Source organism: Oscillibacter sp. GMB15532 (assembly GCF_041020825.1).
Classification (GTDB): Bacteria; Bacillota; Clostridia; order Oscillospirales; family Oscillospiraceae; genus Oscillibacter.
On record NZ_JBEVTO010000001.1, the window covers coordinates 376,515 to 395,957 of the forward strand.

Here is a 19,443-nt window from a genome sequence, read left to right on the forward strand (position 1 = left end):
CCTCAAACGGACCGCCGAACCACAATGGACGTCCGGCCCTTTCTGGTGACACCGCCGATCTCTGTCATTGTAAACCGGCCCACACCCCGGGCAGAAACGGTGTCTCCCTCTGCCAGCAGGCGGTCCGGCTTGGTGCATTCCATCCAGTTCACCTGCACCCGACCGCTCTCGATCAGGGAAGCGGCCTTTCCCCGGGCCATTTTAAAGCCCGTGGCGGCAATCGCGTCCAGCCGAAGGCTCATCACCGTGTCCCGGACCTCCTCAAAGCGCTCCTCCGGGACGGACAGCTCTTCAGCCGAAATGGCGGAAACGCTCAGCTTTGCCCGCCCGGCCTGGTCCCAGCTTTGCAGCAGAAACTCCGCCACGCCCTCCAGCACAATCAAATCGCAGGACTCTTTGCCTGCCAGAATGTCTCCTGTCTTCTCCCGGGTCACGCCCATGCCCATCAGGCTTCCCAGAAGATCCCGGTGCCCAAGGTCGTATTCCGGGCGGTATTTCGCCCGCAGGCACCGAAGGGGACTTTGCTCTGCTGCGGCTTCTATGTCCATCCAATCCGGCAGGAACAACAGAATCCGCCGCTCGGCGCCTTCGTAGCCACCCATGGATACATATTCTGTCTCTCCCACGCCCGCAAGGCGCAAAAGCACCTCGGCGGAGGCCCGCTCCTGCGGGGAAAGAAAATCTGTGGCCGCGGGAATATTGCGGCTTTGGGCCTGCTCCAGCCGGTCCAGTACCCGGGCAAGAATCAGCCGCTCCTCTCCGCTTTTCGCGGCCCTGTCCAGAAGCTTCGTCTTATCCATGGCGCAGCTCCTGCGTGCGGTACAGCTGGGCATACGCGCCGTTTTTCGCCAGCAGCTCCGCGTGGGGGCCCTGCTCCACAATTTCGCCGTTCTCCACCACCAGAATCCGGTCCGCCTTTTGGACGGTGGAAAGCCGGTGGGCGATCATCAGCGTGGTGCGGTTTTTGGCAAGCCGCTCGAAGGTGGCCTGAATTTTGGCCTCTGTCACGCTGTCAAGCGCGGAGGTTGCCTCGTCCAGAATCAGCACCGGCGGGTCCTTCAGGAAAATCCGGGCGATGGAAATGCGCTGCTTCTGCCCTCCGGATAAAAGCGTTCCCCGCTCGCCCACGTAGGTGTCAAACCCATCGGGTAAGGCGCAGATATCGTCGTAAATCTCCGCTTCCTTCGCGGCTTTGAAAATCTCCTCCTCCGTGGCGTCTGGACGGCCATAGCGGATGTTTTCAAGGACGCTGGCGGCAAATAGAAATACCTCCTGCTGCACCACGCCCACGTTGCGGCGCAGGGAGCTTTGCTTTACATGGCGAATGTCCTTCCCGTCCAGCCGCACGCTGCCCCCGGACACATCGTAAAACCGGGGAATGAGCTGGCAGAGGGTGGACTTTCCGCCCCCCGAGGGGCCAACCACCGCCACGGTTTCACCGGGGCGGATGTGCAGGTCAACATCGTGGAGCACCGGCAGATTGTCCCGATAGGCAAAGCTCACATGGTCCAGATCCACCCGGCCCTCCACCCGGGAAAGGTCCTCCGCGTCCGGCGCGTCCTTCAGCGCCGGTTCCTCCCGCATCAGCTCGGCAAAGCGCTTCAGGCCCGCGGACCCGTTGGCAAACAGCTCCATAAAGGAGGAGAGCTTGCGGATGGGGCTGACGAAGGTAGTGATATACAGACTAAACGTAATCAGGTCAATGGTGTTCATCTGCCCCTGCATGATGAGCCAGCCGCCCGCGGCAATCACCGCCGCCTGCAGCATACACAGGAAAAACTCCATGGCGGCGTTAAACCGGCCCATGGCCTTGTGAAACATCCGCTTGGAGGTTTTAAACGTCTCGTTGGACCGGTCAAACTTGCGCAGCTCCGCCGCCTCGTTTGCAAAGGCCTTGGCGGTGCGGATGCCGGACAGGCCGGACTCGATATCCGTATTGATGGCAGCGGTCTTCCGCTTCACCGCGTCCGACGCCTCCGCCATAGACCGGCGGAAGCTCCACACCACGGCGAAAAACACGGGAAGAATCACCGCAATCACCAGCGCCAGCCGCCACTGAATGGTAAACATCACCGCAAGGGACCCCACAATGGTCACAAAAGAGATAAACACATCCTCCGGTCCGTGGTGGGCCAGCTCCGTGATGTCGAACAGGTCCGCAGTGAGCCTGCTCATCAGCTGGCCGGTGCGGTTTTTATCGTAGTAACGGAAGTCCAGCTCCTGCATGTGGTGAAACAGGTCCCGGCGGATGTCCGCCTCCACCAGAATGCCGAAGGTGTGCCCGTAATAGGCGATGACGTAGCTCAGGGCCGCCCGCAGGGTAAAGGCCGCCACCACCACCGTCATTACGGCGAAAAATGCCTGCCATGCGTTTGCTGGCAATAGAGTATACATGCACCACCGGGAGACAAACGGAAACGCCAAATCAATGAGGGACATGATAAAAGCGCAGCCGATGTCCAAAAAGAAAAGCCGCCGGTGGGGCTTGAAATAGCCGATAAAAATTTGAAATAGGGAACGGGTTTGAAATTCTTTGGCGGTCATGCTCACTCTCCTGATTTCAGCCGGTGAAAACCGGACATTATAATATAGGAAAACTCCGTGGAAACGGCGGTTTCAATATCCTGCCCGCTTCTTATATATTATAGCATGGGATTTCCCTTGGCGCAACAAGGAATCCCCGCCGGACAGTCCGTGTCCGGCGGGGATTTTCACTCAGGAAATAGCCTCGCTTCCGATGCTGTACTCCGTCCATGTGCCGCGCTCCGGCCAGACGCATACGCAGTCGGAAAAGAAATACGCCCCGTCGCCGCCGCGCCACTTTTGCGCGTCAAAGGTCAGGGTTGGCAGGCTGGCATCAGCCGTTTCGCCCTGCTCATCCGCCGTGATGGAAAAAAGCACTCCGTCCTTCCAGAAAAGCTTCTCCCGGTCAATATATCCCTGCTCCGCCAGCTCGTCAAAGGTTCCGGTCAGGGCCTGCGCCCCGTGAAGCCGCCCAAACTGCCACACCACCGCGGCCTTTTCCGTCTCCGTCAGGTCACCGGGGGCGGCGCTTAAATCTACGCCCACATAGGGAACCGTGCCGCCGCCCTCCATGCCGTTCAGGCCCGGGTCTGTGCTCCACAGGTCGTCCAAAACCTTGAGCCACAGGCCGCACAGGTCGGTATAACTCCCATTTTCCGGCGTTTGTGCTCGCAGGGACATAACCTGCGCAAATTGGGCGGGATAGCTTTCCAGCACCGCGCCGGAATGCTCCACCTCCACCGTCATGCCGTCGGTAAGGTCTTTTGCGTCGGAAGATTGTCCGTCCACCGTCACGGGCAGGTTCCCCACCGTCAGAAGATACACGCCGTTCTCCGCGCCGTTCAGCTCCGCCAGTAGCAGCTCCCCCGTCTCCGCCCCATCCACAATCCGGCACACGGTCACCGTTCCCGTCGATAAAGTTTCTCCTTTTAAGGTCCCCGCCGAGGAAGAGGACCCACCTCCGACTGCGGCCGGGGGCGCAGCCTGTCCGCAGGCCGCGAGAACCACGCACAAAGTCAATAACAAGATTGCTATCCGCACTTTTTTCACCCAAATCAGCCTCCTTTTTCCTCTTGGACGGAAATCATACGCCGGGAGTTCCCATAATCAATATTTTCGGATTCATTTTGAGATGAAACCCCGCGGATTTCCCTCTTGACAAATTGCCTGAAACGCGTAAAATAAACATGTGATTACTAAATATTAAAAAGCTTACAGAGGTGAAGTTCATGACCCAAAGAGAGCGCCAGCTGCTCAACTGGATTGAGGAAAATCCCCTGATTTCCCAGCAGGAGCTGGCGGAAAAAGCGGGCATCACCCGCTCCAGCGTGGCTGTTCACATCTCCAATCTGATGAAAAAGGGCTGCATCGCCGGGAAGGGCTACATTGTCCGCACCGCGCCTTACGCGGCGGTGGTGGGCGGCGTGAACATGGACATTGGCGGCTGGCCCGCCGAGGTACCGGTGGCCCGGGACTCCAATCCCGGTCGGGTGCGCATGAGCCTTGGCGGCGTGGGCCGGAACATTGCCCACAACATGGCCCTCATGGGGCTGGACGTGCGGATGGTGACGGTGTTCGGCGACGATCTGAACGCCCGGAAAATTGCCGCCGGCTGCGCGGAGGTGGGCATTGACGTATCCCAGTCCCCCTTTTTGTCGGGGGAACACACCTCCACCTATCTTTTCATCACCGACGAGGGGGGCGACATGGCCCTTGCCGTCAGCGACATGGAAATTTATGAGCGGCTGACGCCTCAGTTTCTGGCCCAGCGGCAAAAGCTGCTGGACGGCGCGCAGGTGGTGGTGGCAGACACGAATCCCCCGGCAGAGGCCCTTGCCTATCTGGCGGACCACTGCGCTGCCCCCATTTTCTGCGACCCTGTCTCCACCGCCAAGGCGGAGAAGCTCGGACCCATCTTAGGAAAGCTTCACACCCTCAAGCCCAACCGCATTGAGGCGGAGCTGCTTTCGGGTGTGGAAATCCGGGATGAAAAAAGTCTGCGCCGGGCGGCGGACACCCTGCTGGAAACCGGACTGCGACGGGTCTTCATTTCGCTGGGAGCCGACGGCGTGTTTGCTGCCGACCACCACGCCGCGGTGCAACTTCCGGTGATCCCCGGAACCATGGTGAACACCACCGGCTGCGGCGACGCGTTTATGGCCGCCATCACCTGGGCATATCTCCGGGGATCGGATTTGGAAGAAACCGCCCGTCTGGGGCTTGCCGCCTCCTCCATCGCCATGGAGAGCGGAGAGACGATCAATCCGGCGATGCAGGCGGACGAGCTGTGCCGTCGTGCCGAAGTCTGCAAAGCGCTTTAATCCCCCGATTTTCAGCAAATTATTTTACAATCAGTCATTTTTAATCAAAAATTATACACGGAGGAATCATTATGCTGAACAATTATCTGGATATCTCTCCCGAAGTGCGCGCCGCGCTGGACGCGGGCAAGCCCGTGGTCGCTCTGGAATCCACCATTATTTCCCACGGTATGCCCTATCCCCAGAACGTGGAGACAGCGCTGAACGTGGAGCAGCTCGTCCGGGACAGCGGCGCCGTTCCCGCCACCATCGCCATCATTAAGGGACGCCTGAAGGCAGGCCTGACCAGAGATGAAATCGACTATCTGGGCAAAACTGGTCACGGCATCCCCAAGGCCAGCCGCCGGGACCTGCCGGTGTTGGTGGCACAGGGCCGGGACGGGGCCTGCACTGTCACCACCACTATGATCATCGCAAGCCTTGCGGGCATTTCCGTGTTTGCTACCGGCGGCATCGGCGGCGTTCACCGGGGCGCGGAAACCACGATGGACATCTCCGCCGATCTGGAGGAGCTGGCCCACACCCCCGTCATGGTCATCTGCGCGGGTGCAAAGTCCATTCTGGACCTTGGCCTGACACTGGAGTATCTGGAAACCCACGGCGTGCCTGTCATCGGCTATGGCACGGAGGAGCTGCCCGCTTTCTACACCCGGAAATCCGGCTTCGGCGTGGATTATCGTCTGGACACCCCGGAGGAGCTGGCAAAGGCCTTCCACGTCCAGCAGCAGCTGGGCCTTGGCGGCGGAATGCTGGTGACAAACCCCATTCCCGAGGAGTATTCCATGGACCCGGCTGTTATCAACGGTGCAATCACCCGGGCCGTTGAGGAGGCAAAGCAGCTGGGGATTCACGGCAAGGAAACTACCCCGTTCCTGCTGGCAAAAATCAAGGACCTTACCGGCGGCGACTCTCTGGACAGCAACATCCAGCTTGTGTACAACAACGCCCGGCTGGCAGCCAAGACTGCCGTGGCCCTTTGTGCTCTTGAAAAGGGCTGAGCACTGTGATAAAATGGGCCGACGGAGGCTTCCGTCGGCCCATCTTATCATCTCCGGCCCAATTTCCGGCCGACCCTTTTTCAGGAGGACCCTCTATGGAGACGAAATCTGCTCTGCTTCCGGAAGCCACGAACTTTTCAACCGTTGCGTTCCTGTTCGGCTCCCCCTTGGGCCTTGCGCTCACGTGGCTTTTGCTGATCAACCTGATTACTTTTCTGGTCTTCGGCCTTGACAAGCTGAAGGCAAAGTGGAAGGTAAGTCACGAGGCTACACGCCGGGTGCCGGAAAAAACATTGTTTTTCCTCAGCGCCATTGGCGGCAGTCTCGGTGCACTTTTGGGCATGAAGGTGTTTCACCATAAGACCCTTCACAAGACGTTCCGCTTCGGCATTCCTGCCATTTTGCTTTTGCAGGTCGTAGTGGTTGGGGGTCTTTGGGTCTATTTCCATTCCAACTGGTAAGCAGCGCCGAAGCTCAACCACAGGAAAGTACATACGCTTTACAAATAAACCACCCGCATTGCTAATAGCAATGCGGGTGGTTTTTGCTTCGTGCACCGGTTTTCGCTTGGGGCTACGCTTCTCTCACACCCCGCCGAAGTGGAACACCACGCCCACGACGGCAGAGATTGCGATAAAGACAATGGGATGCCACTTTTTCGTGGGCTTGACCCAGGTGGTGAACACCAGCAAGGCCCCCGCCAGCGCCAGCCCCCGCCAGTTGAACAGCCCGGCCCAATCCACGCCCTTGGCCGACAGGGCAGTGAAATTCACCAGCGTCTCCAGAATTACGCCCAGACAGGCCGCGCCAATCAGTCCGGTAGAGGCGGGACGCAGACCGTAAAATGCAAACTGCACATATTTACTTTGGCGAAATTGCTGCAACAGCACCGCGATGATCAGAATTACAATGATGGAGGGGGCCACCTCTCCGACGGTGGCGACAATTGCACCCGGAACCCCCGCCAAAGTAAAGCCCACATAGGTGGCCATGTTGATGCCCACAGGGCCCGGGGTGGACTCGGAAATGGCCAGCATGTTCATCAGCTGGCTCTGGGTAAACCAACCCGTAGCCTCCCCCATGTGCGCCAGAAACGGCAGCGTGGCCATTCCGCCGCCCACGGCAAAAAGGCCCACCTTAAAAAACTCCCAAAAAAGCTGAAGATAAATCATGCCTTTCGCGCCTCCAATTGCTTAAGCGCGATGCCCGCCAGCGCGGACAGCACCACAAATATCACCGGCGTCACATCCAGCGCAAAGCTTCCCGCCAGCACCAGCAGAAAGATCACCAGCGTCCGCTTGTCCACCACCGAATTTTTCAGCAGCTTCACCACCGCGTTGAAAATCAGCACGCACACGCACGCCTGAATTCCCGCGAAGGCGTTTTTCACCCATGCCAGATGGTTGAAGCTGTCGATAATCCCCGCCAGCAGGGAGATAATCACCAGCGACGGAAACGCAACGCCAAGGGTCGCCACAATGCCGCCCAGCGCACCATAGAGCTTTTGCCCCACAAAGGTGGCGGTATTCACCGCGATGATGCCGGGCGTACACTGGCCGATGGCAAAATAGTCAGACAGCTCCTCCTCGGTGGCCCAGCTCTTGTTCTCCACCACCTCCCGCTGCAGCATCGGCAGCATGGCCATTCCGCCGCCGAAGGTCATCACGCCGATTTTCGCAAAGGCGATAAACAGCATCCAGTACTTTTTCAAACCAGTCCTCCTCTTTTCCTCGCTGCTCCCTTCCGCACCCGCGTCGGGAAGCTGTCAGTCCACATAGCCGTACATCCCCCGGACGGATACTTCACCGGTGCGGACGGTCTTTTGCGTCCCATCCTCCAGCTCCACGATAAGGCCAAACTCATCGTCAATATCCAGCGCCCTGGCCGTCTCCCGCGTGCCGTCGGACGAGATAAGCTGCACGGGCTTTCCCAGTGTCACGCAGTCCCGCCGATAAGCGTCCAGATACCCGCCGGTGTCTCCCCGGAGAATGTCCCCGTACAGCCGGTCCAGCGCCCGGATCTCCGCCGCGGCCAGCGCGGGGCGGGACACGGCCTTCCCCAGCGCCATGTCCAGCGACACGGCGATTTCCCGAAGCTCAGGGCCAAACTCCTCTGCGGTCTGGTGGACATTGATCCCCATGCCGATGACGAGGTATTGCAGGTCTCCGCTCTCTCCCTCCAGCGCCATCTCCGTCAGAATCCCGCAGAGCTTCTTCTGTCCGATCACCAGATCATTGGTCCACTTGATGCCCGGGCGAATCCCGCAGACCTCCTCCACCGCGCCGCACAGCGCCACGGCGGTCTGGGCGGTGACGCAGCCAAGCCGCGTAAGCGGCACCCCGCGGGGCCGCAGCAGCACGGATAGCGCCACCAGCTTTCCCCCGGGATTTTGGAAGGGACGGTCCATCCTCCCCCGGCCTCCCGTCTGGCAATCCGCTGTCACCACGGTGCCCTCGGCCGCGCCGGAAAGAGCCTGTTTTTTCAGATACGTATTGGTGGAATCCACGCTGTCCAGACACACCAGTTCCCGGCCCACCAGCTCTGTCTCACCCAGAAAGCCCCGGATTTCCTTTTCCGTCAGCGCGTCCGGCGCAAAAAGGAGCCGGTATCCCAGCCCCGTTCGCGCCTCCACGGTATAGCCCTCCTTCCGCAGGGCGTCCACCGCCTTCCACACCGCGGCCCGGCTCAGCCCCAGGCGCTCGGCGGCCTCCTCACCGGAAAAATAATCCCCCGGACGGCTCCTCAGCAGCTCCAATATTTTTTGACGGCTCATCGGGTCCGCCTCCTCTTACAAATTCCCTGTCAGCATACCACGTTGCACCCTGTTTGTAAACCGCGCGGAGTTGTAAACCATTCCAAAAAATAAGTTGACATTCTCAAAAAATATGCTATTCTTTCTGTAAACCATAAATTCAAAAACAGTTTACAATAGGAGGCCCTCATGAAAACAAAAGCACTGATTCTCTGCGCCCTATTCGCGGCGCTGACGGCCGTGGGCGCATTCATCAAGGTTCCGTTCCTCTATTCCTCCATCACGCTGCAATTTTTCTTTACCGCTCTGGCGGGCGTGCTGCTGGGGGCAAAATACGGGGCACTGAGCCAGCTTGTCTACGTGGCGCTGGGGCTGGCAGGCCTGCCTATTTTCACCTCCGGCGGTGGCTTTGGGTACTTTTTATATCCCACCTGCGGCTTTTTGCTGGGACTGATTCCCGCCGCGTGGGTCATCGGAACACTGGCAGGGGACGGACGGTCCATGAAGCGGGTGGTCCCTGCCGCACTGGCGGGGCTGGCGGTTTTATATGCGGTGGGCCTTCCATACATGGCGGTGATTCTGAACGTGTATATGGGCAAGGGAATGGACCTCTCGGCGGTTCTGATGGCGGGGATGATCCCGTTCCTTCCCGGCGACATGGTAAAAATTATCGTGGTGGGGGTTCTTGCCCCGAAGCTGCTGCCCCGGCTGCGCTTTCGCTCCGCCGACGCAAAGAACCCATCGTAACTGAGCGGGTCGCAGTCACCGCAGGAAATGCCGTCCGTTATCCCACAAAACTGCTTGGTTTTTTATATTATATCCGTCTTTGTGGGGCATAAACGTTGAAATACCAAGGCATTTCGCTGGATTTTGATGCTGCTTTATCCGGCCATTAAAGCTCCCGCAGACGGCTTTTTTGAAAATGTAACAGTTGCAAAAAAAGGGGAGGTATGTTATAGTCTGGTGTATCGGGCGCTGCGGTGTCGCGCGTATTCCGGATTTGAACTGACAGGGGGCGTACTGCTTGGCAAATCAGCAGTCTTCCATTTTGAAAATTCAAATGCTGGGAGGCTTCTCTCTGCTTTGGAGCGGCCGGGAAATCACAGACAGTGACAACCGGTCCCGGAAAGTGTGGCTGCTGCTGGCATATATGATCTGCTGCCGAAACCGCCCTGTTTCGCAAAGCGAGCTGTTCAGCCTGCTATGGGGCGACGAGGGGACCGTGAACCCCGTAAACGCGTTGAAGACCATGTTTCACCGGGTTCGCACCATGCTGGACAGGCTGGGCGACGGCGCGGGGCATACGCTGATTATCCGCCGTGGCGGCAGCTACGCCTGGAACGACGAAATTCCCGTCTCGGTGGACGTGGAGGAATTCGAGGCTCTGTGCCGGACTGCTTCGGCCCAGTCGGACGAACAGGCCCAGCTCAAGCTGTATCTGGAGGCTTTGGAGCTTTATCAGGGTGATTTTCTGCCCAAGCTGTCCTCCGAATCCTGGATTGTCCCCCAGAGTACTTATTTTCACAATCTTTATCTCAGAACGCTGCGCTCTGTCCTCCCTCTTTTGCAGGAGCAGGAGCGTCAAGCTGACATTGTGGCGCTGTGCGGCCGGGCAATTCTTGTGGAGCCTTACGACGAGGAAGTGTATCAATTTCTGATGCAGGCGCAGCTTGCTCTGGGTGACCAGCAAAGCGTGATTAAAACCTATGAGAACATGAGCGATCTGCTCTTTACGAATTTTGGAATTATGCCCGCCGACGAAAGCAGGGCTATTTACCGGGAGGCTGCCCGCACCGTCAACGAGCGGTCTGTGAATCTGGGGCTTTTGCGGGAGCAGTTGGACGAGCCCGGCAGCGTCAGAGGGGCGCTTCTGTGTGACTACGATTTTTTCCGCATTATTTATCAGGCAGAGGCCCGGTCCGTGGCCCGCAGCGGAGCCGCGGTGCACATTGCCCTGATTTCGGCTGTGGGCTGCGAGTCAAAACCTCTGTCCCGCCGCAGTCTGGACTGCTGCATGGACAATTTACAGGACGTGATTGTGGGGAATCTTCGCCGCGGCGACGTGGTGGCCCGGTGCAGCGTTTCTCAATACATACTGATGCTGCCGCAGGCCAACTATGAAAATAGCTGCATGGTCTGCGACCGGATTGTGCGGGCTTTCTCCCGCCAGTATCCTCACTCCCCGGCAACACTGAGCTTTACTGTGCAGCCTTTGGTCCCCCGTTCCTGAATTTTTAAGCGGTCCGCAGTTTCCTTCGGATCGGAGCGCGGCGCGGCGGATGTTCCGCCGCGCCGCATAAATAAAGCGGTGCGCTTTCTTTTCTTGAAAGCGTACCGTCTTATTTTATCCCCTTACAGCACCGACACCAGCAGCCACGCCAGCCCACAGGCCCCCGCCCCGGTCAGGGACCAAAGCACCGGAGGAATCTGGTTAAGCCGCTTTTTCAGGCCCGAGCCACCGGCGTATTCCTGCGCCACCCGGCGGGCCTCCTCCACCAACTCCCGGGAGGAAACGCCCTCTCCCGCCGCATCGTTGCGCACAATAAAAATTGCCTGCTCAAAGTATCGTCTGTCCGGCGAATCCACAACCACTACCCGCCGGGAAATGCCCTTGACCATCCTGATCCACTCCTTTTTTTCTGTCGATTCCGTAAACCGGAACGGCATATAATCCAGTCTCATTTTGGCACTGCGGGGAAATTTTTATACCCCGCGTCAGAAAAGATTTTCAGTTCATTTGCCACAGGAAAAATTTTCAAACAAACTAAAGCCGCGGGATTGCGCAATCCCGCGGCTTTGCTGTATTAAAAACGGTTTGTAAGCACCTCCGACTTTATCCTATACCTCTTTCAGTCCCTCGGACGGCAGATACAGCACCTGCACGCCGCAGTCGTCCGCAAGGCCGTTTTGCTTTTCCGCCTCCCGCAAAATCAAATTTGCAAGCTGCTGCGGGTCTGTCCCGCTCCAGCCCGCCAGCAGATTTTGAAGCCACTCGTCATGGTTGCTGTCCGCCGCCCCGTCACTGATGAGGACGGCAAAGCTCTCCGGCTCCAGCCGCAGACGGGTCACGTCCGGCCCCGCCGGGGATGTTTTCAGACCTGCGGGCAGCGCAGCACCGGTGATGCGGCGTACTCTTCCAAAACGCTTGATGTAGGTGGGCGCCGCGCCGTATTTGTAGATAGCGGCTTCCCCGCTTTCCAGCCGCAGGGTCAACAGGTCGATGGTGGAAAAGCTGCCTGTCTCCTGCCCACGCAGGGCCATAGCCGCGTTCATCGTGTTCAGCGCAGCCTCGGCTTCCACGCCCGCCTCCAAAAACTGGCGCAGCAGCCGGCAGGTCAGGGCGGATTCCCGGCGGGCCGCCTCGCCACTGCCCATGCCGTCGGACAAAAGAAGGCACAGCAGGCCGTCGTCCGTTTCAAAGGAGGCCAGCGTATCCCCGCAGGAAACCTCCCCCTGCTTGGGCTTGATGGCCGCGCCCAACTGATACTGACGGCGAACCCCCACCGCTGTGGGAACCGCCTCCAAATTTGCCGCCGTGGCGGCCAGCAGGTCGCTGAGCCGGGCATACTGCCCCTTCGCGTCCTGCCGCGTTTCTTCCATCCTGCGGCGATACTGCTTGCGCAGAAGGTAGGCCGACAGCTCCACGTTGATAGCTCCCAAAAACTCCGGCAGATGGATGCAGCGAGAGGAAAAGTGGTTGGGAAAATCCTTTGCCAGCACCCGCCCCCGCTCCAGAAGATAAGGCGTGGCGTCATTTAAGGCATTATAGGTGGCACCGTATTCCTTTTTCCAGCACAAGTCGCACAGGGCGCAGCCCCGGCAGACCCGTTCCGCCGCCCGGTCAAATACAATTGCGGGGTTTTCCTCCGCAGACTGGACGGGCCCCCGGCCCATGCTGTCGTACAGGTCCCGGAAGGCTGACGCGGCACGCTCCAGCCGCTCCCGAAGAGTGGGTAGTGCACCGGGTTCCTGATGGACGGCCTGCTTGACCCGCTTGCCTCCCAAAAGCTTTGGAGGGACCAGTAAAAACAGTGGAATTGCCAGCGCCGCCTCCCCAATGGCGGAAATTCCCTGCGCCTGTGTTACGGGGGCGAGCGCCGTCAGCGCCGCCAGCAACCACAGTGCCCCGGCGGAGATGCGGCTGCGCCCCATCCGCAGACCCGCCGCCATCCCGGCAAAGCCGTATGCGGCAGTGAATACCGGCGCATTGCCCCCTGCGCACAGGTCTGCCAGAAGCCCGGCCCACACGCCGGTGACCGCCCCGGCGGAGGCCCCCTTCTGCCATGCGGTAAACAATACCAGACAAGCAATGACCGTCCGCCCCAGAGAGATTCCCCCAGGGGCCACGTCGGAAAACGCCAGCAGCAGCGTCACCGCCAGAAATTCCAGAGACTCAGACTTTTTTGTGTCCTCTCCGCCCCGCAACAGCGGCGCGCAGCACCGGGCGGAAACCCCCACCAGCACGGTGGTCAGCAGGCACGGCGTGAGCCGCGCCAGAGGTGAGAGGGACTGGGCCACATAGATGCCCTCCACTGCCAGCGTCATTCCGGCGGCCACCAGGGGCGTAAACAGAGGCCTGTCCGTCAGTTTCATTCCCCGAAAGGCCGCCGCCGCCGTATATACCAGAATTGCCACGGCGATGTGGGCAAGCCCCGCTGAAAACTCCAGAAACACCAGCGCGCCCACAACCGCCCCGGCCAAAGCGCACATTCCGTTGATTCCCGCGCCGCAGGCTGCCGTAAAGCCCAGAGCAAAGGGCGCGCTCCCCCCCGCAATCTGGGCGGCGGTCAGTGCCGCCGCCAAAAAAAAGCGCACGCCGCCGTTTAAAAAACGCACCGTTCGTGCGTTGTCCAAAGTGATTTGCCCGTGCATCAGGCTTGTCCCCTCCCTCGTTGGTTTTCCATTATTTTACATAACAACATTTAAAAATGCCGTCGGTAAAAGAGAGAGTTCAAAAGTTTTTGGTTTGCCGCCGCCATCCCCGGCGGATTTTGGAGGGTTCTTCAGCCGCGGTGAGGAAAGGGACAGGTTCCCTCTTTTCATTTGATGCGAGTTGTGATAAACTGAGCAAGTATATTGTGCCCCGGCGTGGGGCGTCTTCGTAAGAATTGGCAATTTGGGCCCCGTGCCCGCAAAGGAGCGCATTTTTTGAAAATCGGAACAGTGGAAATTTCATCAAAGCTGGCCCTGGCCCCTATGGCGGGGGTGACAGACGCCGCATTCCGCCAGATTTGCGCGGAAAACGGAGCGGGCTATACCTGTACGGAGTTGATTTCCTCCAAGGCCCTGTGCTACGGCGACAAAAAGACCCAAGCCCTGCTGGCCCCTTTTCCGGGGGAGCGGCCCTTTGCCGTGCAGATTTTCGGCAGCGACCCCTCCTGCATGGCGGAGGCGGCGCAGATTGCGGTGGAGCTGTCTGGGGCCGACATAGTGGACATCAACATGGGCTGCCCTGTGGGGAAGGTCGTGAAAAACGGAGACGGCTCGGCTTTGATGAAGGACCCGGAAAAGGCCGCCCGGATTGCCGAGGCAGTGGTGCGGTCCAGTCCCGTGCCGGTGACGGCGAAAATCCGCCGCGGCTGGGACATGGGAAACCTGAACGCCGTGGAGGTTGCAAGGCTTTTGGAGCAGGCGGGCGTTTCCGCCATCGCGGTCCACGGGCGCACACGGGTGCAGATGTACGGCGGACAGGCAGACTGGAACTCCATCAGGGAGGTCAAGGAAGCCGTGAGCGTCCCGGTCATTGCCAACGGCGATATTTTTAAGCCCGAGGACGCGGTGCGCATTCTGGAGCGGACCGGCGCGGACATGGCCATGATCGGGCGGGGCTGCTTCGGAAATCCGTGGCTGTTTACACAGGCGAAGGCTCTTTTGGAGGGGCTTCCCCTGCCGCCCTTACCGCCGCTTGATGAGCGGTGCGACACCGTGGTGCGGCAGATCGAGCTGTCTGCCGCCGCCCGGGGCGAGCGAACGGCCGTGCTGGAGGCACGGCGGCACTACTGCTGGTACTTAAAGGGGATACCCCACGCCGGATATTATAAGGAACAGATCGTCCGCATGAACACACTGGAGGACGTTTACACTGTGACGAAAGGGATCAAAAGGGATCTGAAATGAATGACATACCGGAACAACAACTGGTAAAAGACGCACGATCGGGTGACGCGGACGCTTTTGAAACGCTGGTTCTCCGCTATGAAAAGCGGGTTTACGCGCTGGCGCTGCGGATGTGCGGCAACCCGGCGGACGCGCAGGAGGCGGCGCAGGAGGCGTTTCTTTCCGCGTGGCAAAGCCTGCCCTTCTTCCGGGGCGAGGCCAGCTTCTCAACCTGGCTCTATCGCCTGACCTCCAACGCGTCGGTGGATTTGCTGCGGAGGGAAAAGCGGCAGCGGGCCGTTTCTCTGGACGACGGAGAGCTGAGCCTAAACATTCCCGACGACCGGCTCACCCCCCACGAGGAGGCAGAACAGTCTGAGCTGCGGGAGGCTATCCGCTCGGGACTGAAAACCCTGCCGGACGACTACCGCGCGGTGCTGGTGCTGCGGGAGCTGCATCAACTGAGCTATCAGGAGATTTCCACCGCGCTGGATGTGGATTTGGGGACCGTGAAGTCCCGGATTAATCGGGGTCGAAAGCGGCTTTGTGAATTTTTAACGGAAACCGGGAACTTTTTGCCCGCCGCTCCGTCCAAGAATGCAGAGAAGGAGGGGCGATAACATGAAAATTTGCGAACAATATGCACCCCTTCTGGATTCCTTTGTGGACGGGGAGCTGCCGGAGCAGGAAGCCGAAACCGTGCGGGAGCATCTCACTGCCTGCCCCGCCTGCGCAGCTTACGTCTCAGATGCATTTGCCATCCGGGCTGGGTTTGAAGACGTGGAGGAAACGGAAGTCCCCGCCGGCTTTGCCGACGGCGTGATGGCCGTCATCCGGGCAAACGCGGCGCCCCGGAAAAAGCCCCACCGTGCCTTGAAAACAGTGGCATCGCTGGCGGCCTGCGTAGCTCTTGTATTTGCCGCCGTGCGGGTACTGCCCTTTGAGAGCTTTTCCAGCAGCGCGCCCATGTCCGCCATGGCGGGGGGCGGCGCGGCTTTTAAGACCGAATCGGAAAGCAGCACGGCAGAAAGCGGAGAGCTTGGCTCTGCCCCAGAAGAAGACTTGTTCGATGACGCATCCTCTGGTGAGGATGTACAGTCCCGGAGCTATACGGCATCTTCCTCCCAGCTCTCTGAGATGTACGACGCCCCCTCCCCTGACAGCGCGGCCCCCTCCGAGCAGCAGGCCCCGGCCTCCTTCCTCATGACCCAGGCCAACGAAGACGGCGGCGCTTCGGACGAAGACATGGTGTTTGCCGGAGTGGTCTTTCTTCCCGCCAGTGAGCGCCTGAGCGCGCTTTTGGAAGGTCGGGAGAGCCAGCCTTACTCCGACCAAGATGGCGGCACCGGAATCGGCTACGCCATGTCGCAAGAAGAACTAACGGCCATTCTGGAGGAACTGGGCGTGGAACCGGAGCTGCGGCTCAACGCCGACAAGACCACCGAGCTATACTGCCTCGTGGTGTCGGATTCATAAATGAACACCGCAAGGGGCCGCCAATTGGCGGCCCCTTGACTTTTGTACATTGGCTGTGCTATACTTCCAATCGACAGGTGCCATATCCCTGTCCAAGCGTCGGTTCCGGCGTTCGTTCGGCAAGCTTTCTTGCCGTTCTCTAAACAAAAAAATGGGGGCTGCGCGCATTTGCGCGCCGCGTGCTTTGTGACGGCCTCCGAATTTAAAAGGAGGTCTTTTTTTATGTCCAAATCCCGCTTTACTGTACAGCAAATTACCTTCGCCGGTATTGTGGGGGCGCTGTACGCTGTCCTCAGCTACTTTGCCGCCGTCTTCGGCGTGGCCTATGGGCCGGTGCAGTTTCGCTTTTCCGAGGCGCTGTGCGTCCTGCCCTTCCTGTTTCCCGCCGCCGCGCCGGGCCTGTTTGTGGGGTGTCTTGTTGCAAACCTCCTGTCGCCCTACGGTGCGCTGGACATCATTTTCGGCTCCCTCGCAACGCTTTTGGCTGCGGTCCTCACTATGAAGGCCCCCAACAAGTGGCTGGCCCCTCTTCCCCCGGTTCTGTGCAACGCGGTCATTGTGGGCGCGGTCATTGCGTTTCAGCAGACCGGTTTTACGGATGCGTTTCTCGCAGCGCTGGCGTACAATGCCCTTACGCTGGGCCTTGGCGAGGCGGTGGTCTGCTATGTACTGGGTGGACTTCTCCTTGCGGCCCTGTCCCGGGTACGCGGCCTGCGGCCCATGATGGCGGAGGGTCGGATTGTACAGTGAGCCCTTTTTGAAGAAAGGATTTTTATGCTGAACATCGGATGTCACCTCTCCTCTTCCAAAGGCTTTCTCGCCATGGGGAAAACGGCGGCGGAAATCGGCGCCTCCACCTTCCAATTCTTTACCCGCAATCCCCGGGGCGGAGCAGCCAAAGCGCTGGACACGGACGACATTGCCGCCTACCGCGCTTTTGCAGAGGCGCACGGGATTTTTCCCGTTCTGGCTCACGCGCCCTACACTTTGAACTGCTGCGCTGCCGATCCCCACATCCGGGAGTTTGCGAGAAATACCATGGCGGACGACTTGGCCCGTCTGGAGTATTTTCCCGGCAGCCTGTACAACTTTCACCCCGGAAGTCATGTGAAGCAGGGCGTGGAGGCGGGAATTGCACTGATTGCCGAAACGCTGAACACCGTTCTGCGTCCTGGGCAAACTCCGCGAGTGCTTCTTGAAACCATGTCCGGCAAAGGCAGTGAGGTAGGCCGCAGCTTTGAGGAACTGCGGGCCATCATGGACCTCGTGGAGCATCGACAGTTGTTGGGGGTGTGTCTGGACACCTGCCACGTTTACGACGCCGGATACGATTTGGTTCACGATCTGGATGGCGTGCTTGAGAGGTTTGACAAGACCGTTGGCCTTGACCGCCTGCGGGCCATTCACCTGAACGACAGCAAGAATCCCTTCGCCAGCCACAAAGACCGTCATGCCCGCATCGGGGAGGGAAGTCTCGGTCTTGACACATTTGCCGCTATTATCAATCATCCCAAGCTGCGGCACCTGCCCTTTTATCTGGAAACCCCGCAGGAGGACGTGGCTGGCTACGGGCAAGAGATTGCCCTGCTGCGGAGCAGATTTCTAAACAATTAAAATTTTCTGCGCTTACAGCTTAGCCCACGAATGCACGATCTGTGCCATTTTGCCTCGCTGTAATGTGCGTTTCTCAAAGACCTTCTTCGTTAGGAAGTTGTAGGAGTCCGTTTGCTACGGATTTGGAAAGCGGCCATTATGTGCGCTTTCCCGCTGCGTAAGCGGGATGTCTATATTAGCGCATTTCTTCTATGAAAACACGTTTCTTTTCCTTCCGAAAATTTTGCACCTGAAAAAGCGCCCCTGCCGGTCGGCAGGGGCGCTTTCAAGGTTATTTACTTTACCAGCTCGATAATGGCCGTCTCCGCGGCGTCTCCGCGGCGAATGCCGGTACGGATGACGCGGGTGTAACCACCGTTGCGCTCCGCATAGCCGGGGGCGATCTCCTTGAAGATCTTCTTGCAAACATCCTCGCGGGTAATGAAGGTCATAGCCTGCCGATAGGCGGCCAGATCGTTCTTCTTCCCCAAGGTGATCATCTTCTCGGCCAGGGGCTTGATCTCCTTGGCGCGGGTGACGGTGGTCTCCATAGCGCCTTTGTCCAGGAAATCGGTGACCTGCTGGCGAAGCATCGCTCTGCGCTGGTCCGTTGTTTTACCGAGTTTACGGGTTCCGGGCATTTCGGTATTCCTCCTTATCGGGAATTTTCTTCCCCGGCAGTCTCCCGCCGGGCTTTCAGTCAATTATTCTCTTCGTCTGCCAAGGACAGACCCATCATCGCCAGCTTATTGATTACTTCCTCCAGCGACTTGCGGCCCAGATTGCGAACCTTCATCATCTCGTCTTCGGTCTTGGAAATCAGGTCCTCCACGGTGTTGATGTTGGCCCGCTTGAGGCAGTTAAAGCTGCGCACGCTCAGGTCCAGCTCCTCAATGGTCATCTCCAGCACCTTATCCCGCTGGGCCTCTCCCTTCTCCACCACCGTGGGCTTGCTGCCCACGTTCTCCGAGAGGTCGGTGAAGAGGGTGAAGTGGTCGCACAGAATCTTGGCGCCAAGGGACACAGCGTCCCTTGCGGAGATGGTGCCGTCGGTCCAGACCTCCAGCGTCAGCTTGTCAAAATCGCTGGACGTGCCCACGCGGGTGGGCTCCACAGTATAGTTGACCTTGTACACCGGGGTATAGATCGAATCAATGGGAATCACGCCGATCACCTGCTGGCTCATTGCATGCTTATTCTTGTCGGCAGAGACATAGCCCCGGCCGTGGGACAGTGTGATTTCCATGTTCAGCGTCGCGCCGCTGTCCAGCGAGGCGATGTGAAGCTCGGGGTTGAGAATCTCCACCTCGCCGTCGGCCTTGATATCGCCGGCGGTGACCTCGCAGGGGCCGACAGCCTCTACATAGACCGTCTTCCCGCTTTCGCCGTGGAGCTTGGTGAGGAGGCCCTTTACATTCAGGACAATCTCCGTCACATCCTCCTTGACGCCGGGAATGGTGGAAAACTCGTGCTGGACGCCGGCGATCTTGATGGAGGTCGCAGCGGTGCCGGGCAGAGAGGACAGCATAATGCGGCGAAGCGCATTGCCCAGCGTGGTGCCATAGCCCCGCTCCAGCGGCTCCACCACATACTTGCCGTAGGTCACGTCGCCGGGAGCTTCGATACACTCGATCTGGGGCTTTTCGATTTCGATCATGCAGTTACCCTCCTTCATCTTCTCATT

At 59.1% G+C, this 19,443-nt stretch carries 20 protein-coding genes; 10 read left to right on the top strand and 10 right to left on the bottom strand.

Going from position 1 to position 19,443, the window contains the following annotated elements; genetic code table 11:
• Positions 1 to 2 precede the first annotated feature (2 nt).
• The 3 genes from ABVS15_RS01715 to ABVS15_RS01725 form a co-directional block, all read right to left on the bottom strand.
• Positions 3 to 800 (bottom strand): RNA-binding protein, encoded by a 798-nt coding sequence (locus ABVS15_RS01715; protein ID WP_369282063.1) that lies wholly within the window; start codon positions 798 to 800, stop codon positions 3 to 5.
• On the bottom strand, positions 793 to 2,544 hold the full coding sequence (locus ABVS15_RS01720; RefSeq protein WP_369282064.1) for an ABC transporter ATP-binding protein: 1,752 nt from the start codon (positions 2,542 to 2,544) through the stop codon (positions 793 to 795). The genes ABVS15_RS01715 and ABVS15_RS01720 overlap by 8 nt, the downstream gene beginning before the upstream one ends.
• A 171-nt stretch (positions 2,545 to 2,715) precedes the next feature.
• Complete coding sequence (locus tag ABVS15_RS01725) at positions 2,716 to 3,573, bottom strand: lipoprotein (protein ID WP_369282065.1); 858 nt, start codon at positions 3,571 to 3,573, stop codon at positions 2,716 to 2,718.
• Positions 3,574 to 3,752: 179 nt separating this feature from the next.
• Here ABVS15_RS01725 and ABVS15_RS01730 point away from each other — a divergent pair, with 179 nt between their 5' ends.
• From ABVS15_RS01730 to ABVS15_RS01740, 3 genes are all read left to right on the top strand, one after another.
• Positions 3,753 to 4,844, top strand: a complete 1,092-nt coding sequence (locus ABVS15_RS01730) for a PfkB family carbohydrate kinase (protein ID WP_369282066.1) — start codon at positions 3,753 to 3,755, stop codon at positions 4,842 to 4,844.
• Between the two features lie 71 nt (positions 4,845 to 4,915).
• A complete protein-coding gene (locus tag ABVS15_RS01735) occupies positions 4,916 to 5,842 on the top strand; it encodes a pseudouridine-5'-phosphate glycosidase (RefSeq protein ID WP_369282067.1) in 927 nt (308 codons plus the stop codon).
• A gap of 95 nt (positions 5,843 to 5,937) precedes the next feature.
• Positions 5,938 to 6,303, top strand: a complete 366-nt coding sequence (locus tag ABVS15_RS01740; RefSeq protein WP_369282068.1) for a DUF1294 domain-containing protein — start codon at positions 5,938 to 5,940, stop codon at positions 6,301 to 6,303.
• Positions 6,304 to 6,426: 123 nt separating this feature from the next.
• On the opposite strand, the gene ABVS15_RS01745 is transcribed toward ABVS15_RS01740, so the two are convergent.
• The 3 genes from ABVS15_RS01745 to ABVS15_RS01755 are packed head-to-tail and all read right to left on the bottom strand — an operon-like array spanning position 6,427 to position 8,615.
• Complete coding sequence (locus ABVS15_RS01745) at positions 6,427 to 7,014, bottom strand: chromate transporter (RefSeq protein ID WP_369282069.1); 588 nt, start codon at positions 7,012 to 7,014, stop codon at positions 6,427 to 6,429.
• Entirely contained in the window at positions 7,011 to 7,553 is a 543-nt protein-coding gene (locus ABVS15_RS01750) for a chromate transporter (protein ID WP_369282070.1), read from the bottom strand. Before ABVS15_RS01750 ends, ABVS15_RS01745 begins: the two co-directional genes overlap by 4 nt.
• A 54-nt stretch (positions 7,554 to 7,607) precedes the next feature.
• On the bottom strand, positions 7,608 to 8,615 hold the full coding sequence (locus ABVS15_RS01755) for a biotin--[acetyl-CoA-carboxylase] ligase (RefSeq protein WP_369282071.1): 1,008 nt from the start codon (positions 8,613 to 8,615) through the stop codon (positions 7,608 to 7,610).
• Positions 8,616 to 8,783: 168 nt separating this feature from the next.
• On the opposite strand from ABVS15_RS01755, the gene ABVS15_RS01760 reads away from it, so the two are divergent.
• Both ABVS15_RS01760 and ABVS15_RS01765 read left to right on the top strand, forming a co-directional pair.
• Positions 8,784 to 9,341, top strand: coding sequence for a biotin transporter BioY (locus ABVS15_RS01760; protein WP_369282072.1), 558 nt, complete (start codon positions 8,784 to 8,786; stop codon positions 9,339 to 9,341).
• Positions 9,342 to 9,618: 277 nt separating this feature from the next.
• Positions 9,619 to 10,824 (top strand): BTAD domain-containing putative transcriptional regulator, encoded by a 1,206-nt coding sequence (locus ABVS15_RS01765; RefSeq protein ID WP_369282073.1) that lies wholly within the window; start codon positions 9,619 to 9,621, stop codon positions 10,822 to 10,824.
• Between the two features lie 122 nt (positions 10,825 to 10,946).
• Here ABVS15_RS01765 and ABVS15_RS01770 read toward each other — a convergent pair whose 3' ends face one another.
• A complete protein-coding gene (locus tag ABVS15_RS01770; protein WP_293008006.1) occupies positions 10,947 to 11,213 on the bottom strand; it encodes a hypothetical protein in 267 nt (88 codons plus the stop codon).
• A gap of 219 nt (positions 11,214 to 11,432) precedes the next feature.
• On the bottom strand, positions 11,433 to 13,466 hold the full coding sequence (locus tag ABVS15_RS01775) for a SpoIIE family protein phosphatase (RefSeq protein ID WP_369282074.1): 2,034 nt from the start codon (positions 13,464 to 13,466) through the stop codon (positions 11,433 to 11,435).
• A 276-nt stretch (positions 13,467 to 13,742) separates the two neighbouring features.
• Between ABVS15_RS01775 and dusB the strand changes: the two genes are divergently transcribed.
• The 5 genes from dusB to ABVS15_RS01800 all read left to right on the top strand — a co-directional run bounded on the left by dusB (position 13,743) and on the right by ABVS15_RS01800 (position 17,780).
• On the top strand, positions 13,743 to 14,711 hold the full coding sequence (gene dusB, locus ABVS15_RS01780) for a tRNA dihydrouridine synthase DusB (protein ID WP_369282075.1): 969 nt from the start codon (positions 13,743 to 13,745) through the stop codon (positions 14,709 to 14,711).
• On the top strand, positions 14,708 to 15,310 hold the full coding sequence (locus ABVS15_RS01785) for an RNA polymerase sigma factor (protein ID WP_369282076.1): 603 nt from the start codon (positions 14,708 to 14,710) through the stop codon (positions 15,308 to 15,310). Before dusB ends, ABVS15_RS01785 begins: the two co-directional genes overlap by 4 nt.
• 1 nt (position 15,311) lies before the next feature.
• Complete coding sequence (locus ABVS15_RS01790) at positions 15,312 to 16,166, top strand: anti-sigma factor (protein WP_369282077.1); 855 nt, start codon at positions 15,312 to 15,314, stop codon at positions 16,164 to 16,166.
• 222 nt (positions 16,167 to 16,388) lie between these two features.
• On the top strand, positions 16,389 to 16,916 hold the full coding sequence (locus ABVS15_RS01795) for a QueT transporter family protein (RefSeq protein WP_369282078.1): 528 nt from the start codon (positions 16,389 to 16,391) through the stop codon (positions 16,914 to 16,916).
• Positions 16,917 to 16,940: 24 nt separating this feature from the next.
• The gene (locus ABVS15_RS01800) at positions 16,941 to 17,780 is read left to right on the top strand and encodes a deoxyribonuclease IV (protein ID WP_369282079.1); all 840 of its coding nucleotides are present in this window, start codon (positions 16,941 to 16,943) and stop codon (positions 17,778 to 17,780) included.
• Positions 17,781 to 18,055: 275 nt separating this feature from the next.
• Here ABVS15_RS01800 and rplQ read toward each other — a convergent pair whose 3' ends face one another.
• Complete coding sequence (gene rplQ, locus ABVS15_RS01805; protein WP_294856667.1) at positions 18,056 to 18,400, bottom strand: 50S ribosomal protein L17; 345 nt, start codon at positions 18,398 to 18,400, stop codon at positions 18,056 to 18,058.
• Positions 18,401 to 18,459: 59 nt separating this feature from the next.
• Positions 18,460 to 19,416, bottom strand: coding sequence for a DNA-directed RNA polymerase subunit alpha (locus ABVS15_RS01810; RefSeq protein ID WP_369282080.1), 957 nt, complete (start codon positions 19,414 to 19,416; stop codon positions 18,460 to 18,462).
• Positions 19,417 to 19,443: the final 27 nt, after the last annotated feature.

Excerpts from the sequence above, each read along its gene's own strand:
- ABVS15_RS01715 (WP_369282063.1), bottom strand. The coding sequence starts at position 800 with ATGGATAAGACGAAGCTTCTGGACAGGGCCGCGAAAAGCGGAGAGGAG.
- ABVS15_RS01720 (WP_369282064.1), bottom strand. The coding sequence starts at position 2,544 with ATGACCGCCAAAGAATTTCAAACCCGTTCCCTATTTCAAATTTTTATC.
- ABVS15_RS01730 (WP_369282066.1), top strand. The coding sequence starts at position 3,753 with ATGACCCAAAGAGAGCGCCAGCTGCTCAACTGGATTGAGGAAAATCCC.
- ABVS15_RS01735 (WP_369282067.1), top strand. The coding sequence starts at position 4,916 with ATGCTGAACAATTATCTGGATATCTCTCCCGAAGTGCGCGCCGCGCTG.
- ABVS15_RS01740 (WP_369282068.1), top strand. The coding sequence starts at position 5,938 with ATGGAGACGAAATCTGCTCTGCTTCCGGAAGCCACGAACTTTTCAACC.
- ABVS15_RS01745 (WP_369282069.1), bottom strand. The coding sequence starts at position 7,014 with ATGATTTATCTTCAGCTTTTTTGGGAGTTTTTTAAGGTGGGCCTTTTT.
- ABVS15_RS01755 (WP_369282071.1), bottom strand. The coding sequence starts at position 8,615 with ATGAGCCGTCAAAAAATATTGGAGCTGCTGAGGAGCCGTCCGGGGGAT.
- ABVS15_RS01760 (WP_369282072.1), top strand. The coding sequence starts at position 8,784 with ATGAAAACAAAAGCACTGATTCTCTGCGCCCTATTCGCGGCGCTGACG.
- ABVS15_RS01770 (WP_293008006.1), bottom strand. The coding sequence starts at position 11,213 with ATGGTCAAGGGCATTTCCCGGCGGGTAGTGGTTGTGGATTCGCCGGAC.
- ABVS15_RS01775 (WP_369282074.1), bottom strand. The coding sequence starts at position 13,466 with ATGCACGGGCAAATCACTTTGGACAACGCACGAACGGTGCGTTTTTTA.
- ABVS15_RS01785 (WP_369282076.1), top strand. The coding sequence starts at position 14,708 with ATGAATGACATACCGGAACAACAACTGGTAAAAGACGCACGATCGGGT.
- ABVS15_RS01790 (WP_369282077.1), top strand. The coding sequence starts at position 15,312 with ATGAAAATTTGCGAACAATATGCACCCCTTCTGGATTCCTTTGTGGAC.
- ABVS15_RS01795 (WP_369282078.1), top strand. The coding sequence starts at position 16,389 with ATGTCCAAATCCCGCTTTACTGTACAGCAAATTACCTTCGCCGGTATT.
- ABVS15_RS01800 (WP_369282079.1), top strand. The coding sequence starts at position 16,941 with ATGCTGAACATCGGATGTCACCTCTCCTCTTCCAAAGGCTTTCTCGCC.
- rplQ (WP_294856667.1), bottom strand. The coding sequence starts at position 18,400 with ATGCCCGGAACCCGTAAACTCGGTAAAACAACGGACCAGCGCAGAGCG.
- ABVS15_RS01810 (WP_369282080.1), bottom strand. The coding sequence starts at position 19,416 with ATGATCGAAATCGAAAAGCCCCAGATCGAGTGTATCGAAGCTCCCGGC.